Here is a 17,235-nt window from a genome sequence, read left to right as displayed (position 1 = left end):
GGAACATCGCGCCACCAACCATTTGAATGCGTGTGAACAACAGCCATGATTAAATACCCGTTACGTGTGAACTTGTGTACTAGTTAACTGGTTCGGCTGAAAAAAGTCAATACCCTTTTTCAGTTAAGAACAAAATCGTTATCATGCCTGCCGGTTTATGTAGTTGCTGGAGTTATCCTTGACGGACATCCCCCGTTTTCCCCTTTACGATTTACACAGCCATACACTGGCTTCTGACGGCTTGCTGACGCCTGCGGCGCTGGTGCAGCGTGCGGTGGAGATGCGCGTGGGCGTGCTCGCCATTACCGATCACGATACCGTTGCCGGGGTGGTGGAAGCGCAACAGACGGCAGCTCAACAGAACTTGCCACTTAAAGTCCTCGCCGGGCTGGAAGCCTCGACCTTATGGGAGAACCATGAAATCCACATCGTCGGATTACATGTTGACTGCCAGCATCAGGCGCTTACGCAGTTTTTGGCGCAGCAGCATGACTGCCGCATACAACGGGCGCAGATGATTGGCGAGCGCCTTGAGCGTGCACGCATTCCTGATGCGTTGGCGGGTGCGTTGCGTCTGGCGCAGGGCGGGGTGATCACCCGCGGCCATTTTGCCCGTTATCTGGTTGAAATCGGCAAAGCGGATAACCTGGCCCAGGTGTTTAAGAATTACCTGGCGCGAGGGAAAACCGGTTATGTGCCGCCGCAATGGTGTACAATTAAACAAGCCATTGATGCAATTCATGATTCTGGTGGCTACGCCGTGCTGGCACACCCCGGGCGCTACGGTCTTTCCGGCAAATGGCTAAGACGACTGATCGCCCATTTCGCTGAAGTGGGCGGCGATGCCATGGAGGTGGCGCAATGCCAGCAGGCACCGAACGAACGCAGTCAGCTGGCGAGTTATGCCCGCGATCATCAGCTGGCAGCGTCGCAGGGATCGGATTTTCACCAACCCTGTCCGTGGATCGAACTGGGTCGTAAGCTGTGGTTACCGGGCGGTGTTGAGCCGATCTGGGAACGTTTTCCCGTGCTTGCGCCTGATCTGATGCCAGCCGACAGGTGATATGAGGTTTTTATGAGTCAACTGTTCCATATTCACCCGGAAAACCCGCAGCCACGTCTGGTCAACCAGGCGGTTGAGTATCTCAATAAAGGCGGAGTCATTGTCTATCCGACGGATTCAGGTTATGCGCTGGGTTGTCGTCTCGAAGAGAAAAATGCCATGGAGCGCATCTGCCGCATTCGTCAGCTGGATGGACACCACAATTTTACCCTGATGTGCCGCGATTTGTCGGAGCTTTCGACTTATTCGCAGGTAGACAACTCGGCGTTCCGCATCATTAAAAACAATACGCCGGGAAGCTACACCTTTATCCTGAAAGCGACCAAAGAAGTCCCACGTCGTCTGATGAATGACAAGCGTAAAACCATTGGCCTGCGAGTGCCGTCGAATCCGGTCGCCCTGGCGCTGTTGGAAGCGCTTAACGAACCGATGATGTCTACCTCGCTGATGTTGCCAGGTAACGATTTCACCGAATCCGATCCGGAAGAGATCCAGCACACCATAGGTAAGCTGGTCGATCTGATCATTGATGGCGGAACGCTGGGACAACAGCCGACCACGGTGGTCGATCTCACCAGCGATGCTCCGGTCATCGTGCGTGAAGGGGTGGGCGATATTCGCCCGTTCCAGTAATTATGTATGGTCAGGCGCGCTGTCAGGCGTCTGACCAATATTACTTTCCAGCCAGTTTCTAAATTCGCCGTAAGGAATATACAGCGACACATCTTTCAATACCGCCTGACCACTACGAATATTATCAATTCGATGGCTATAGCCGACAATGACGCCTGCCATGGTTTGGTCGGAATTATAAACGGCTCCGCCGGACATGCCCTGAACAACACCGGCATTGGTAGCCATTGCCACACAAGGTTTTTTATTCCAGCGATTATTAATGGCGGTGCGTGCTAAATTAACGCCGCTTGATTCCACTGGCATGGCCGAAACAAAACTGTAACCGTACATCTTAATCGGTTCGCCAATATTACTTTTGCGGAATTTAACCAGCGTGCTGGGATCGTTCTTGTGATAAATAATTGCCACATCACAATACGGATGATAAGCCTTCACGCGTTGGACGGCAGTGGTCGCAACGTGGGCAGCTGTCAAGCTGTACTCTGGCGTTAAGGGAATGGTTGTGCCGAGGACACCTAAACCTAGTACAGTCGGGATGCCGGTCACGCTCATATCAACGTGTTGCAGCGCCGCACGGCTGTACTCAGTATGGCCCACGGAACAGCCGCTCAGTGCCAGCGCGGCGAGCGCAGGCCAAAGCAGGGAAGTTCTCATGATAGTAATCTTTATTCAGGCATACCGGTAAAATCCCTGGTGAAGATTTTTGGTATGCAAGTTTAATTCGTACCTGAATGAATTAACGCAACAACTCCCGCGCGCGCCGGTTTATATTATCAATGAAATTTCACAGTGCTCGTTAATGATTTGTTGGTAAATCGATAATAAAAAGTAAGACTAAAGTTTTTTTATTTTCACGATGCACTGGATTTCAGGCTCAAATTTTACACAGATTTTAAATCAGAACAATTCAGAAATTTAATCTTTGTCAAATAAATCAGAAAATAGAGATATAATCCAATCCACAGTATTATTTAGCTGAGGATTTACATTTAGTGGGGGGATGCGGCTTACTTAAGCTCGTTGATCAGAATTTAATTCTGTTTTTTGCTTAGTGGTTAGTCTTTGTAATTGCACTTTAACATGAGTATAGATGGCTCTGCTGTGATTGCAGTATTGAGAGTGGCTAATGTATCAGTTTGTTTAAGTGCGGCTAATTTTCTAACAATAAGTCTTAAGTTAAAAAGACAAAAATTCAGGGAGTTGAGGAAAAATAGCCGGTCAGTGCTGTGGGGCATTTATTAGTTTTGCGAATGGATGACGCTTTTGACTGCATGATGGACACAAAGTGCGCGACCATTGTTATCGGCAGAAAAGTAAAAGGTTTTAACGCTGCTATGCTTAGTGTAAAATCTCGGGCCGCTTGCAGGTCTGGCGGCTTAGACGAATTCCGATATGGGAACTGGTAATCCCTGTATCTGCACCTTCTTACCACGACGCCTGGGAAGGCGACAACGAGGCTGCTCAATGAGCGAGAAATTACAGAAAGTATTAGCGCGTGCCGGTCATGGCTCGCGTCGTGAAATCGAAACCATGATTTCAGCCGGACGCGTCAGCGTTGACGGCAAACTGGCGACGCTGGGCGATCGCATCGAAAACGATAAATCCCTGAAAATCCGTATTGATGGCCATCTGGTTTCCATCGCCGAGTCCACCACTGAAGTGTGCCGGGTATTAGCCTACTACAAACCTGAAGGCGAGCTTTGCACGCGTAACGATCCGGAAGGGCGTCCGACGGTGTTTGATCGTCTGCCACGCCTACGTGGTTCTCGCTGGATTGCCGTTGGTCGTCTGGATGTGAACACCTGTGGCCTGATGCTGTTCACCACCGACGGAGAATTGGCGAACCGCCTGATGCACCCCAGCCGTGAAGTTGAACGTGAATATGCGGTGCGTGTGTTTGGTGAAGTGGGTGACGATAAAATTCGCCAGTTGAGTAAAGGCGTGCAATTGGAAGATGGTCCGGCCGCGTTCAAAACGCTGCGTTTTGCTGGCGGAGAAGGGATCAACCAGTGGTACAACGTCACGCTGACCGAAGGGCGTAACCGTGAAGTGCGTCGTTTATGGGAAGCGGTCGGGGTGCAGGTCAGCCGTCTGATGCGCGTGCGCTATGGTGATATCCAACTGCCAAAAGGTTTGCCACGCGGTGGCTGGATGGAAATGGAATTACCGGCGGTCAACTATCTGCGCACCCTGGTAGACATGCCGGAAGAGACAGTGACTAAAGTCGCGGTGGAAAAAGATCGCCGTCGTACTAAAGCCAATCAGATTCGCCGTGCTGTGAAACGCCACAGCCAGGTGAGCAACTCACCACGTCGCAGTAGCAAACGCGGCGCCTGAGTATAAAGACATATCCCGTAGCGGCGCGATTTATCGCGCGTTTTTAAAAAGACGCACGATAAATCGTGCCGCTACTAACCTTGCTTACCAGTCGATACCCTGCTGCGCCTGGATCCCGGCATCAAATGCGTGTTTGACCGGACGCATCTCCGTCACGGTATCCGCCATCTCGATTAAGCTGCGATGGCAGCCGCGGCCGGTAATGATCACACTCTGTCCCCGTGGCCGTTGCTGCAAGGCGACTAACAGTTCATCCAGATCCAGATAATCCATGCTGACCATATAGGTGATTTCATCCAGAATCACTAAATCCAGTTGGGGATCTGCCAGCATCCTTTTTGCGTGTTGCCATACCTGCTGGCAGGCAGCGGTATCGGTTGCCCGGTTCTGGGTTTCCCAGGTAAAGCCGGTCGCCATTACCTGAAATTCGACGCCATGTTGTTCCAGCAGATTACGTTCGCCGTTGGGCCATTCACCTTTAATAAACTGAATGGCCGCGACGTGCTTGCCGTGACCACAGGCGCGTAGGGCGGTGCCAAAGGCAGCGGTGGTTTTGCCTTTGCCATTGCCGGTAAACACCATCAGGATGCCACGCACCTCGTTTGCTGCTGCGATGCGTGCATCGACCTGTTCTTTCAAGCGCTGCTGGCGTTGTTGATGACGTTGTTCACTCATGCGCTGGCCGGTCCGGGTTTGCGTCCTGGCTGGGCATCAAAACTGATGCCGGTCTTGCGGCGACTATCATCGCCCATAAGATATAAATATAACGGCATCAGGTCCGCTGGGGTTTTCAGCAAGCTGGCGTCTTCCTGTGGAAAGGCACTGGCCCGCATTTTGGTACGGGTGCCGCCAGGGTTGATGCAGTTCACGCGCAAATGACGGTTTTTATATTCATCGGCCAGTACCTGCATCATGCCTTCGGTAGCGAACTTCGATACCGCATAGGCTCCCCAACCGGAACGACCGACACGTCCGACGCTGGAGGTCGTAAAGATCAACGATCCGGCATCGGATTTCAGCAGCAGCGGCAGCAAGGCCTGGGTGAGATAGAAGGTGGCATCAAGGTTAATTTGCATCACCTGACGCCAGATGTGTGGCTCCAGTTCTGCTAATGGCACAATTTCGCCAAGGATCCCGGCGTTGTGTAGCACGCCGTCGAGGTGCGGCACCTGCTGTGCCAGCTGGGCCGCGAGTTGCTGACAGCTTTCAGGGGTGGCATGGGAGAAATCCAGCAGCAGGGTAGAGGCCGGTTTTTTATGCAGCTGATTAATCGCCTGTTCGGTGTGCTGCAAGGTTTCCGGGTTACGTCCCAGCAGGATCACCTGCGCACCATAGCGCGCGTAGGTTAACGCGGCTTCGCGGCCGATACCATCAGAAGCACCGGTGACCAGGATAATACGATTTTCAAGCAGATCGCTTTTCGGTTGATAATGCACAGCGATGTCCTTTGCACAGGTCAGAAGGTTTTTTGGCTTTATGCCTTAATTTGCGGTCCGGCGCAATCGCTCAACCGCGCTTTCTGTGCCGCCCGTGGGCAATTCAGGCGACGAATGCCATTAAAGCGGGTAAACTCGGGCTTTGTCTGTAATTCACTGTTTAATAAGGCGGCAGAATGGATTTACTCTCCAGTTATGGATTATTTCTGGCCAAGGCCGTCACCGTAGTGGTGACGATTGCAGCTATTGTTCTGATTGTGCTCAATGCGGCGATGCGGAAACGTCACAGCGGTGGTCAGCTGCGCTTAACCCATCTGGATGATGACTATCTCCAGATGAAAGAAGATTTGCAGTTGGCGAAGATGAAACCGCAAGCGCAAAAAGTCTGGTTGAAGCAGCATAAAAAAGAAGAGAAGCAGAAAGCCAAAATCGCGAAACGCAATGCGAAATCTGGCGTGACGGAAACGGAAAAACCGACGCTTTATGTGCTGGAATTTAAAGGCAGTATGGACGCCGGAGAAGTCAGTTCGCTACGGGAAGAGATCAGCGCCGTGTTGGCGGTGGCAACCCCGGGTGATGAAGTCCTGCTGAAACTGGAAAGCCCTGGTGGCGTGGTACACGGCTACGGCCTGGCGGCCTCACAGTTGCAACGTCTGCGCGATGCTGGCCTGACATTAACCGCAGCCGTGGATAAAGTGGCGGCCAGCGGTGGCTACATGATGGCGTGCGTGGCAGATCGCATTGTTGCTGCACCCTTCTCGATCATCGGTTCGATTGGTGTAGTGGCGCAGATCCCCAACTTTAATCGTCTGCTGAAGCGTAACGATATTGATGTTGAGTTGCATACCGCCGGACAATATAAACGCACCCTGACATTATTCGGAGAAAATACTGATGAAGGTCGTGAAAAGTTTCGTGAAGATCTGAATGAAACCCATCTGCTGTTCAAAGACTTTGTGCACCAGATGCGTCCAACGCTGGATGTAGAAAAAGTGGCCACCGGTGAACATTGGTACGGTCGTCAGGCACTTGAGTTAGGACTGGTGGATGAAATTGGCACCAGCGATGCGCTGATTATCAATCAGATGGATCGCTTCACCGTGTTGGGCGTGCACTATGCGCGCAAACGGAAAATGCTTGATCGTATGACACATAGCGCCAGTCTGGCGGCAGAGCGCCTGATTCTGAAAATGTGGCAGCGCGGCAACAGGCCGCTCCTGTAAAACGACCCTATCTTGTAGCGGCGCGATTTATCGCGCGTTTGTGATCGAAAAACATGTGCAATACATTGCGCCGCTACCGTGATTACGGTTCCAGGTGATACTGAGACGAGAAGGTAATCGCCAGGTGTTTAAACACGTTAAACACGGCGGTGGTTTTGGCGGTGGGTAAGTCGTCTTTATCGAGAAACAACGGGCCGCGAAACACCAACACGTCACGCTGCTGGACGACGTCATTCGCTACCATACCGGCAAAATAATCATCGTGTTCTTTGATCAGGTGATTAGCTTTTTCCAGTAACGCCTGGCGTGAAATGGATTCCGTAAAAGCTGACATTATTCACTCCTTTTTTGACAGCCACTTTTCTCCTTCTATATTACTTGCCAGAGAGGTTGTGGTGCAAATCCGCTCAGGGCGGTATGGTTGGCGCAAAATTAACCAGGATGCTAATTAAGTTGCGTAACGGATTTTATCAGGTAGAGTGTGGGCGATTCAGATTTCAGGGAGATCACACCGGGATGTGTGATACTGTCAGATGGAAAACTCGCTCCTAATCATAAAGTTGCATAAGTCGATGCAATCTGACCTGAGATTGTCCCGGTTGCCTTGAAAAGTGAAACAGTGGCAGCAATATTGAACCCATTGGGTTTTAGGGTCTTCAATCCTCCCCCGTTTATCAGGACGTTTCAATTAGGTAAAGGTACATATGGGTAAAGCACTCGTCATCGTTGAGTCCCCGGCAAAGGCCAAAACAATCAATAAATACCTCGGTAATGACTACGTGGTGAAATCCAGCGTCGGTCATATCCGTGATTTGCCGACCAGTGGTTCAACTGCCCGTAAAACCACCGAAGGGGAAAAAGCGAAACCGGCTGGCAAAAAAGTCAAAAAAGATGAAAAAGCCGCGCTGGTCAATCGTATGGGCGTGGATCCCTGGCATGGCTGGCAGGCGGATTATCAAATCCTGCCGGGCAAAGAAAAAGTGGTCTCTGAGCTAAAAAGCCTTGCTGCCGATGCTGACCATATCTATCTCGCAACCGACCTTGACCGCGAAGGGGAAGCCATTGCCTGGCACCTGCGGGAAGTGATTGGTGGCGATGACAAGCGTTTCAGCCGCGTGGTGTTTAACGAAATCACCAAAAATGCGATCCGCCAGGCGTTTGAGAAGCCTGGCGAACTGAATATCGAACGTGTTAATGCCCAGCAGGCGCGCCGTTTTATGGACCGCGTGGTGGGTTATATGGTTTCTCCGCTGCTGTGGAAAAAAATCGCCCGCGGCCTTTCTGCCGGACGTGTGCAGTCGGTGGCGGTACGCCTGGTGGTGGAGCGTGAGCGTGAAATCAAAGCCTTTGTCCCGGAAGAGTACTGGGAAGTGGATGCCGATTTCGTGACACCGAAAGGTGACGCGCTGGCCATGCAAGTCACGCATCAGGGTGATAAGGCGTTCCGTCCGGTTAATCGCGAACAAACCTATGCTGCGGTAGCCTTGCTGCAAAAAGCGCGTTACGACGTGCTGGATCGCGAAGATAAACCGACCAGCAGCAAACCGTCGGCCCCCTTTATTACCTCCACCCTGCAACAGGCGGCCAGTACGCGCCTTGGTTTTGGGGTGAAGAAAACCATGATGATGGCGCAGCGTCTGTATGAAGCGGGCCACATTACCTATATGCGTACTGACTCCACCAACCTGAGTCAGGATGCCATTGCCATGGCGCGCGGTTATATCGACAAAAGTTTTGGTGCGAAATATCTGCCGGATGCGCCCAATACTTACGCCAGCAAAGATAACTCGCAGGAAGCGCACGAAGCGATTCGTCCTTCTGACGTGGCCGTAGCGGCAGAACAACTCAAGGATATGGAAGCCGATGCGCAGAAACTGTATCAGCTGATTTGGCGCCAGTTCGTCGCCTGTCAGATGGTTCCGGCGCAGTATGATTCCACCACCCTGACCGTTGGTGCGGGTGACTTCAAACTGAAAGCCAAAGGGCGCACGCTGCGTTTTGATGGCTGGACCCGCGTGATGCCAGCGCTGCGTAAAAATGATGAAGATTTGACACTGCCACCAGTGAATGTCGGCGACGTGTTGGATCTACAAGAAGTGCTGCCAAGCCAGCACTTCACGAAACCGCCAGCCCGCTTCAGTGAAGCTTCGCTGGTGCGCGAGCTGGAGAAACGCGGTATTGGTCGCCCCTCGACCTACGCCTCGATTATTTCAACCATTCAGGATCGTGGTTATGTACGGGTTGAGAACCGTCGTTTCTATGCTGAAAAGATGGGTGAAATTGTTACCGATCGTCTGGAAGAGAACTTCCGTGAGCTGATGAACTACGATTTCACCGCCCATATGGAAGACAGTCTCGACCAGGTGGCGAACAATCAGGCTGAATGGAAGGGTGTACTGGATTCGTTCTTCAGCGATTTCAGCCAGCAACTGGATCAGGCGGAGAAAGAACCGGAAGAGGGCGGCATGCAGCCGAACCAGATGGTGCTGACCTCCATCGATTGTCCGACCTGCGGACGTAAGATGGGGATCCGTACCGCGAGCACCGGTGTGTTCCTTGGTTGTTCGGGGTATGCCTTGCCACCGAAAGAGCGTTGCAAGCAAACCATCAACCTGATCCCGGAAAACGAAGTCCTGAACGTGCTGGAAGGTGATGACGCGGAAACCAACGCGTTACGCGCCCGTCGTCGTTGCCAGAAGTGTGGCACCGCGATGGACAGCTACCTGATTGATAACCAGCGCAAGCTGCACGTGTGTGGTAATAACCCGGAATGTGACGGTTACGAAATCGAGCACGGTGAGTTCCGTATTAAAGGCTATGACGGCCCGATTGTTGAGTGCGAAAAATGTGGCTCAGAAATGCACCTGAAAATGGGGCGTTTTGGTAAGTACATGGCCTGTACCAACGACGAGTGTAAGAACACCCGTAAAATCCTGCGTAATGGTGAAGTTGCACCGCCGAAGGAAGATCCAGTGCCGTTACCGGAGCTGGCATGCGAGAAGTCAGATGCGTATTTCGTGCTGCGTGATGGCGCTGCGGGCGTGTTCCTCGCTGCCAACACCTTCCCGAAATCGCGCGAAACCCGTGCGCCGCTGGTAGAAGAGTTGCAGCGCTTCGCGGACCGCCTGCCGGAGAAACTGAAGTATCTGGCGGAAGCACCGGCAGCCGATCCGGAAGGCAACAAAACCATGGTGCGGTTCAGTCGTAAAACCAAACAACAATATGTTGCCTCGGAAAAAGAGGGCAAAGCGACCGGCTGGTCAGCCTTCTATATCGATGGTAGCTGGCAGGAAGCGAAGAAATAATCCCCACAAGGCCAGCGTCTGCTGGCCTTTTTACCATCCTTATAGCTAATCGTTCTACATTCTTTCTTTAACTGATATAGTAGTTATAGATTTTACTTTTCGCGTACACGCTTTCCCTGAAATACCTTGCTCAAGGCGGAAACACGCTGGCTGGGAATGCTCCTCTGTCGCCTACCGGGAAGATATAACTATGAAATTGCAGCAGTTGCGTTACATCGTTGAAGTGGTCAATCACAACCTCAATGTCTCATCGACGGCAGAAGGCTTATACACGTCGCAACCGGGTATCAGTAAGCAAGTCAGAATGCTGGAGGATGAGCTGGGGGTGCAGATTTTTGCGCGCAGCGGTAAGCACCTGACGCAGGTCACTCCAGCCGGTGAGGAAATCATTCGCATTGCCCGTGAAGTGTTATCAAAAGTGGATGCAATCAAATCGGTTGCTGGAGAGCATACGTGGCCTGACAAAGGTTCACTTTACGTCGCGACTACCCATACCCAGGCGCGTTATGCGCTGCCTGGTGTGATTAAGGGTTTTATTGAGCGCTATCCACGTGTTTCCCTGCACATGCATCAAGGCTCGCCGACGCAAATCGCTGAAGCCGTTTCTAAAGGCAATGCCGACTTTGCCATTGCCACCGAAGCGTTGCATCTCTACGACGACCTGATTATGTTGCCTTGCTATCACTGGAACCGCGCGATCGTGGTGACGCCGGACCATCCACTGGCAGGCAAAGCGCAGGTGTCGATTGAAGAGCTGGCGGAGTTCCCGCTGGTGACTTATACCTTTGGCTTTACCGGACGCTCGGAGCTGGATACCGCATTTAATCGCGCGGGCCTGACACCACGTATTGTCTTTACCGCCACCGATGCCGATGTGATTAAGACGTATGTCCGTCTGGGGCTGGGGGTAGGGGTGATTGCCAGCATGGCGGTGGACCCGGTCTCGGATCCTGATCTGGTTAGAATTGAAGCATCAGAGATATTTACCAATAGCACGACTAAAATCGGCTTCAGACGCAGTACCTTTCTGCGAAGCTATATGTATGATTTTATTCAACGTTTTGCACCGCACTTGACCCGTGATGTGGTGGATACCGCCGTTGCATTACGCTCCAATGAGGACATCGAAGCGATGTTCCGGGATATCAAATTACCCTTCAAATAGCCCACGAACTCATTAGGTTACCGGGGTGCCCATTGGGCACCCTTTCTTTTTCCAGATGATGCTTAGCGCCATTGGTAGCTCAAAAATTAGATTAATTTTATGTAAATGAAACATCGGTCACATGTTTTTTCATTGTTAGTTGTTAAATGCGAATTAGTACACATTTTTTACGTTATCGCTTTGCGCGATCCCAGGAATATTCCCATACTCCAGTTAAGAGTTGATGGAGAAGGGCTTTTTATCTGGCCCGCTAAATTAAACTCGAATTTAAAATGGATCTAATTTCGATTTAACCCAAATTTACAAAGTTAGTTTTTAATTAATAGTTTGCTTAGTTATTAAATTTATCTCATCATTTTTCGATGTTTTGATAAATAGCATTAATCGTTGTGCTCAATAAAAATAACTGGATTTTTGGACTTAAGGCGTTTAGGATTCGTCCTAAATCTTAATCGATGTTAACAATCGTTTTATTGAGAGTGATTATCAAAAACTATGGCTACGAGATTAACTGTACAACCGGACTTCCGGGCTAAAAGCACCAAGGTTGAGCGTTCAGGTAACATCCGTCGCAAAGCCTGGTTAACTGTCTTCGCTGCATCAGCTTTGTTCTGGGTAGTGGTGGCATTAATGATTTGGCGTATGTGGGGTTAAACCATGTGGGCAAATACACTCAGTCGTAAATCTCCGGTTCCTGCACGTCAGCCCAACACGCCAGCGTGCAAAGCTAAAGACGCTGCCAGCACAGAACAGGATGTGGCGATCCCTTCATCCTGGGAACTGAGTGATAAGCAGCGCAGCTTTATTGAATCGTTCATGGATCCGAAATCAAAATAACGCAGCCTGCGTTCAGTTTTTTATATAGACGTATACTCCTTCATTTTACCGGGTCATCCGGTGGGCAATTTGAACGCCCTTTCCTTAACACTCAGCACATAAAAAATGGTGTCGTCAGCTCAGGCTGAAGGCCGAAGCCTTTTTTACCCGGAATCCGGGAGGGAGTGACCAATGAATTCCACAATTACCCTGTCATGGTTCAGCGTATATGCCTTCTCAATTGCTTTTTGGGGCGCGGCTGTATGGATGATGATGTAATTTAATAACTCAAATTATTTCTTTTTTTAAATGCCCTGGCCAATATCCGGGGCATTTTTGTTTCTGAAGCAATGTGTCAATTCGTGTTGTTATCAAAACGTTAACGAGAATGTGGTCTATCTTTAAGCTAAACCTTGCGGTTACTGAGGTTAAGAGAACCCTATGAGGAGGAGGAGCTATGTCGTTAACGTTACGCGAGCAGAGCCGGGAAACGCTCGAAGTTGGCAACAAGACTTATCACTACTACAGCCTGCCAAAAGCATCCGTTCAGCTTGGCAATATCGAACGCCTGCCGAAGTCCATGAAAGTCCTGCTGGAGAATCTGCTGCGATGGCAGGATGGTGATTCCGTCACGGCGGAAGATATTCAGGCGCTGGTCGCGTGGCAAAAAGATGCACATGCCGAGCGGGAAATTGCCTATCGTCCGGCGCGGGTACTGATGCAGGATTTTACTGGCGTACCGGCGGTGGTCGATTTAGCGGCAATGCGCGAAGCGGTAAAACGTTTAGGCGGAGATGTGGCGAAGGTGAATCCACTATCGCCGGTGGATCTGGTGATCGACCATTCGGTTACCGTTGACCATTTTGGTGATGATGAAGCGTTTGAGGAGAATGTGCGTCTGGAGATGGAGCGCAACCATGAACGTTATGTGTTCCTGCGCTGGGGGCAAAAAGCCTTCAACCGTTTTCGCGTGGTGCCACCGGGCACCGGTATTTGCCATCAGGTAAACCTTGAGTACCTTGGTAAGGCGATTTGGCATGAAAACCAGGAAGGCCAGGAGGTGGCCTATCCCGACACTTTGGTCGGTACGGATTCCCATACCACCATGATTAATGCGCTTGGCGTACTAGGGTGGGGTGTTGGTGGCATCGAAGCTGAAGCGGCGATGCTGGGGCAGCCGGTATCTATGCTAATCCCTGACGTGGTTGGATTTAAATTAACCGGCAAGCTCCGCCCAGGTATCACCGCCACCGACCTGGTGTTAACCGTGACGCAGATGCTGAGAAAACACGGTGTCGTCGGCAAGTTCGTTGAATTCTATGGTGATGGGCTGGCAGATTTGCCGCTGGCCGATCGTGCAACCATCGCCAATATGTCACCAGAATATGGTGCCACCTGTGGTTTCTTCCCGATTGATGACATCACTCTCAGCTACATGACGCTGACGGGGCGTGACAGCGCACAGATAAAATTGGTCGAGGCGTATGCCAAAACGCAAGGTATGTGGCGCAATCCGGGCGATGAACCGGTATTCACCAGCACGCTGGCGCTGGATATGAACGAGGTTGAATCCAGCCTCGCGGGTCCTAAACGTCCGCAGGACCGTGTCTCTTTGGGTGATGTTCCGGCGGCTTTCGCGGCCAGCAACGAGCTGGAGGTGAATCAGGCGCAGAAACCACATAAAAGCATCCATTACCGTGACAGCGAAACTGGCGTCAGCTATCAACTGAATGACGGTGCGGTGGTGATTTCCGCCATTACCTCCTGCACCAACACTTCGAACCCCAGCGTGTTGATGGCGGCGGGGCTGTTGGCAAAAAAAGCCGTAGAAAAGGGTCTGATGCGTAAGCCCTGGGTCAAAGCGTCACTGGCACCCGGTTCAAAAGTGGTGTCTGATTATTTGGCCGCAGCCCAACTCACCCCTTATCTGGATGAGTTAGGTTTCAATCTGGTGGGCTATGGATGTACTACCTGCATAGGCAACTCCGGGCCGTTGCCGGACAGCATCGAGAGCGCGATAAAAGAGGGCGATCTGACCGTGGGGGCAGTGCTGTCAGGCAACCGTAACTTTGAAGGTCGTATCCATCCGTTAGTGAAAACCAATTGGCTGGCGTCGCCGCCGCTGGTGGTGGCGTATGCACTGGCGGGCAATATGAAGGTCAATCTGCAAACCGAAGCGATCGGCCAGGATCAGCGCGGTAAGGATGTGTACCTGAAGGACATTTGGCCGTCACCGGAAGAGATTGCCGAGTATGTGCAGAAAGTCACCAGCGATATGTTCCATAAAGAATATGCCGAAGTGTTTGATGGCACCCCAGAATGGCAGCAGATCAAGGTGAGCGAAGCGGCTACCTACGATTGGGATGAGGGTTCAACCTATATCCGTCTTTCACCGTTCTTTGACGATATGGAAAAAATGCCGAAACCGGTGCAGGACATCAGCGGGGCTCGCATTTTGGCGATGCTCGGCGATTCCGTCACCACCGACCATATCTCCCCGGCAGGAAGCATCAAGGCCGAAAGCCCGGCAGGACGATATCTGCTGGCGCATGGCGTGGAGCGTACTGATTTCAACTCCTACGGTTCGCGTCGCGGTAACCATGAAGTGATGATGCGTGGGACGTTCGCCAATATTCGTATTCGCAACGAGATGGTGCCGGGGGTGGAAGGGGGGTATACCAAACATTTCCCCAGCGATGAGCAACTGGCGATCTACGATGCGGCCATGAAATATCAGGCTGAGGGCGTCCCACTGGCGGTGATTGCCGGGAAAGAGTATGGCTCAGGCTCCAGCCGTGACTGGGCGGCTAAAGGGCCGCGTCTGCAAGGCGTACGTGTGGTGATTGCAGAGTCCTTTGAGCGTATCCACCGTTCGAATCTGATCGGGATGGGGATTCTGCCACTGGAGTTTCCCCAAGGTGTTACGCGTAAAACGCTAAAATTAAGCGGGGAGGAGTGCATTGATGTGGCAAATCTGACCCAACTGAAGCCTGGCTGTAAGGTTGAGGTGACGCTGACCCGCGCGGATGGCAGCGTGGAGACGCTGGAAACCCGTTGTCGCATCGACACCGGCAATGAGCTGACCTATTACCAGCATGACGGCATTCTGCATTACGTGATACGTAATATGCTGAACTAAGAAAAAGTCGGGAGCAGGGTAGTATGCGTAGCGGCGCGATTTATCGCGCTGTTTCATGACTGCACGATAAATCGCGCCGCTACGAAACGTGCTTTTTATGACTTCGGCAGCAAATGGCCCATTTTTTCCGCTTTGGTATCAAGATAATGCGCGTTCTTCGGGTTACGCCCGACGATTAAGGGGACGCGCTCAACGATATTGATCCCGGCTTCGCTGAGGATTTCTACTTTACGTGGGTTATTGGTCAGCAAACGCACTTCATTCACCCCCAGCAGTTTGAACATATCTGCACACAAGGTGAAATCACGCTCATCGGCGGCAAAGCCTAACTGATGGTTGGCTTCCACGGTGTCATAACCTTTATCCTGCAAGGCATAAGCGCGAATCTTATTTAACAGGCCGATATTACGGCCTTCCTGACGATGGTAAAGCAGGATACCGCGTCCTTCTTCAGCGATAGCGGTCAGCGCGGCTTCCAGCTGAAATCCGCAATCGCAACGCAGGCTGAACAATGCGTCACCGGTCAGACATTCGGAATGGACGCGCGCCAGCACCGGATTGTGGTCGCTAATATCACCATAGACCAGTGCAACATGGTCGTGACCGGTTGCCAGTTCTTCAAAACCAACCATGAGGAAGTCTCCCCATGGCGTGGGCAGTTTGGCTTCTGCTACCCGTTTAAGCTGCATGTGACTCTCCAGAACCTTCAGAGGATGCGCTATCATCATGATAACGCACGGGCCTGAGTGGCCCGAAAAACTGACAATATTGTGCCACAACCTGGTTGCAGGCAGTTAATCAGTCAGAGTTATTGTAGTGATAAAGCACAATTATCCAAGCTGCAACGGTTATGTTATTCTTTTTTAAGCTAAAGTTATGCATAGCACAGTATTTTGCGTGGTTTCAAAGGAAGATGGATGTTCAAAATCATACAACGCACCACCATTGGTGCGGTTTTATTGCTGATTATGCCGCTCGGCGTCTGGCTTTCTGGCTGGCAGTGGCAACCTGGGGAGAATGGTGCGCTATTGAAAGTGTTGTTCTGGATGACCGAAACGGTCACCAGTCCCTGGGGTATCCTCACCAGCCTGATCCTGAGCGCCTGGGTATTATGGTGTCTGCGCTTTCGTCTCAAACCGGCCATCCTGCTACTGATCATCATGAATGGCGCGATCCTGGCTGGGCAATACACGAAATCTTTCATTAAAGATCAGGTACAGGAACCCCGACCGTATGTCGTGTGGCTGGAAAAGAGTCACGGTATCAATGAAAGCCAATTCTATGAATTGAAACGTAAGCAGCGCGGCAAGCTGGTTGAGCAACTGGTCGCGGATGATACCCAACTGCCGGGATGGTTAAAAAAACACTGGGCTTTTGAAACCGGCTTCGCTTTTCCTTCAGGCCATACCATGTTTGCTGCCAGTTGGGCGCTGCTGGTTATTGGTTTACTCTGGCCGCGTCGGCATACCCTGACGATTGTGCTGCTGTTTGTCTGGGCCTCACTGGTGATGGGGAGCCGCCTGCTGCTCGGAATGCACTGGCCGCGTGATTTGGTAATGGCAACGCTGATTTCCTGGCTGTTGGTGACGGTGGCGACCTGGCTGGCACAACGTTTTTGCGGCCCCTTGACAGTCCCGCCAGCTGAGGTAAAAGAGATTGCGCAGCGCGACGACGGATTGTAATTTTCGCATCTGGCCCCATATTATTGATTGGACTTGCGTAAATCAGGCGGTTTGATGCGGTGATAAGCAGCATCAACGCCGCTTTTTTGGCATACTTCTACTGGATAACCTCACGACAGGATGCATTGTGAAATATTTGCTGATTTTTCTCGTGGTATTGGTCATTTTTATCATCTCCGTGACACTCGGAGCGCACAACGATCAAATCATCACTTTTAACTATCTGCTGGCGCAGGGCCAATTCCGTATTTCTACATTGCTGGCTGTTCTGTTTGGTGCTGGATTCTTGCTGGGATGGGCGATTTGCGGTTTGTTCTGGTTACGTTTACGGGTATCGCTGGCGCAAGCGCAGCGTAAGTTAAAACGCATGCAGGCGCAGAATGAACAATCGACGGCGGTGACAACGTCGCCTTCTGCTGCCCGTCGGGATTAA

General features: G+C 51.5%; 16 protein-coding genes and 1 other annotated feature (1 of these 17 only partly in view). Of the genes, 11 read left to right on the top strand and 5 right to left on the bottom strand.

Annotated features, from left to right (window positions below; translation table 11 throughout):
• Window positions 1-23 (bottom strand) — a sequence feature (Trp leader region) (it extends 82 nt beyond the left edge of the window).
• 155 nt (window positions 24-178) lie between these two features.
• Both rnm and AC6I8W_RS11605 read left to right on the top strand, forming a co-directional pair.
• Window positions 179-1,063 carry an RNase RNM gene (gene rnm, locus AC6I8W_RS11610; protein ID WP_497835138.1) on the top strand — a complete coding sequence of 295 codons (885 nt, stop codon included), beginning with the start codon at window positions 179-181 and terminating at the stop codon, window positions 1,061-1,063.
• 12 nt (window positions 1,064-1,075) lie between these two features.
• Complete coding sequence (locus tag AC6I8W_RS11605; RefSeq protein ID WP_497835137.1) at window positions 1,076-1,696, top strand: L-threonylcarbamoyladenylate synthase; 621 nt, start codon at window positions 1,076-1,078, stop codon at window positions 1,694-1,696.
• On the opposite strand, the gene AC6I8W_RS11600 is transcribed toward AC6I8W_RS11605, so the two are convergent.
• Window positions 1,697-2,353, bottom strand: a complete 657-nt coding sequence (locus AC6I8W_RS11600; protein WP_497835136.1) for a serine protease — start codon at window positions 2,351-2,353, stop codon at window positions 1,697-1,699.
• 810 nt (window positions 2,354-3,163) lie between these two features.
• Between AC6I8W_RS11600 and rluB the strand changes: the two genes are divergently transcribed.
• Entirely contained in the window at window positions 3,164-4,036 is an 873-nt protein-coding gene (gene rluB / locus AC6I8W_RS11595; RefSeq protein WP_497835135.1) for a 23S rRNA pseudouridine(2605) synthase RluB, read from the top strand.
• Window positions 4,037-4,120: 84 nt separating this feature from the next.
• Here rluB and cobO read toward each other — a convergent pair whose 3' ends face one another.
• Together cobO and AC6I8W_RS11585 are read right to left on the bottom strand one after the other, a co-directional pair.
• Window positions 4,121-4,711, bottom strand: a complete 591-nt coding sequence (cobO, locus tag AC6I8W_RS11590) for a cob(I)yrinic acid a,c-diamide adenosyltransferase (RefSeq protein ID WP_497835134.1) — start codon at window positions 4,709-4,711, stop codon at window positions 4,121-4,123.
• Complete coding sequence (locus AC6I8W_RS11585; RefSeq protein ID WP_497835133.1) at window positions 4,708-5,472, bottom strand: YciK family oxidoreductase; 765 nt, start codon at window positions 5,470-5,472, stop codon at window positions 4,708-4,710. The genes cobO and AC6I8W_RS11585 overlap by 4 nt, the downstream gene beginning before the upstream one ends.
• Before the next feature lie 176 nt (window positions 5,473-5,648).
• Here AC6I8W_RS11585 and sohB point away from each other — a divergent pair, with 176 nt between their 5' ends.
• Window positions 5,649-6,695, top strand: a complete 1,047-nt coding sequence (sohB, locus tag AC6I8W_RS11580; protein WP_497835132.1) for a protease SohB — start codon at window positions 5,649-5,651, stop codon at window positions 6,693-6,695.
• 82 nt (window positions 6,696-6,777) lie between these two features.
• Here the strand turns inward: sohB and AC6I8W_RS11575 are convergent, their stop codons facing one another.
• Complete coding sequence (locus tag AC6I8W_RS11575) at window positions 6,778-7,029, bottom strand: DUF2498 family protein (protein WP_497835131.1); 252 nt, start codon at window positions 7,027-7,029, stop codon at window positions 6,778-6,780.
• A 370-nt stretch (window positions 7,030-7,399) separates the two neighbouring features.
• Between AC6I8W_RS11575 and topA the strand changes: the two genes are divergently transcribed.
• The 5 genes from topA to acnA all read left to right on the top strand — a co-directional run bounded on the left by topA (window position 7,400) and on the right by acnA (window position 15,120).
• On the top strand, window positions 7,400-10,000 hold the full coding sequence (gene topA / locus AC6I8W_RS11570) for a type I DNA topoisomerase (RefSeq protein ID WP_497835130.1): 2,601 nt from the start codon (window positions 7,400-7,402) through the stop codon (window positions 9,998-10,000).
• A gap of 190 nt (window positions 10,001-10,190) precedes the next feature.
• Window positions 10,191-11,165 (top strand): HTH-type transcriptional regulator CysB, encoded by a 975-nt coding sequence (cysB, locus tag AC6I8W_RS11565; protein ID WP_013509245.1) that lies wholly within the window; start codon window positions 10,191-10,193, stop codon window positions 11,163-11,165.
• Window positions 11,166-11,660: 495 nt separating this feature from the next.
• Complete coding sequence (locus AC6I8W_RS11560) at window positions 11,661-11,819, top strand: YmiA family putative membrane protein (RefSeq protein WP_013509244.1); 159 nt, start codon at window positions 11,661-11,663, stop codon at window positions 11,817-11,819.
• A 3-nt stretch (window positions 11,820-11,822) separates the two neighbouring features.
• The gene (locus AC6I8W_RS11555; RefSeq protein WP_480363981.1) at window positions 11,823-12,002 is read left to right on the top strand and encodes a YciX family protein; all 180 of its coding nucleotides are present in this window, start codon (window positions 11,823-11,825) and stop codon (window positions 12,000-12,002) included.
• A gap of 436 nt (window positions 12,003-12,438) precedes the next feature.
• Entirely contained in the window at window positions 12,439-15,120 is a 2,682-nt protein-coding gene (gene acnA, locus AC6I8W_RS11550) for an aconitate hydratase AcnA (protein ID WP_497835129.1), read from the top strand.
• 95 nt (window positions 15,121-15,215) lie between these two features.
• Here acnA and ribA read toward each other — a convergent pair whose 3' ends face one another.
• Window positions 15,216-15,809 (bottom strand): GTP cyclohydrolase II, encoded by a 594-nt coding sequence (ribA, locus tag AC6I8W_RS11545; RefSeq protein WP_497835128.1) that lies wholly within the window; start codon window positions 15,807-15,809, stop codon window positions 15,216-15,218.
• A gap of 228 nt (window positions 15,810-16,037) precedes the next feature.
• On the opposite strand from ribA, the gene pgpB reads away from it, so the two are divergent.
• Complete coding sequence (gene pgpB, locus AC6I8W_RS11540) at window positions 16,038-16,802, top strand: phosphatidylglycerophosphatase B (protein WP_497835127.1); 765 nt, start codon at window positions 16,038-16,040, stop codon at window positions 16,800-16,802.
• Window positions 16,803-16,929: 127 nt separating this feature from the next.
• Window positions 16,930-17,235: a LapA family protein gene (locus tag AC6I8W_RS11535; protein ID WP_497835126.1), complete on the top strand. Its 306-nt coding sequence runs from the start codon at window positions 16,930-16,932 to the stop codon at window positions 17,233-17,235.

The organism is Pantoea sp. X-Soil-TKNS-1211, assembly GCF_059730495.1.
Note: the sequence above shows the minus strand (reverse complement) of the source record. Positions and strands in the feature narration are given on the sequence as shown.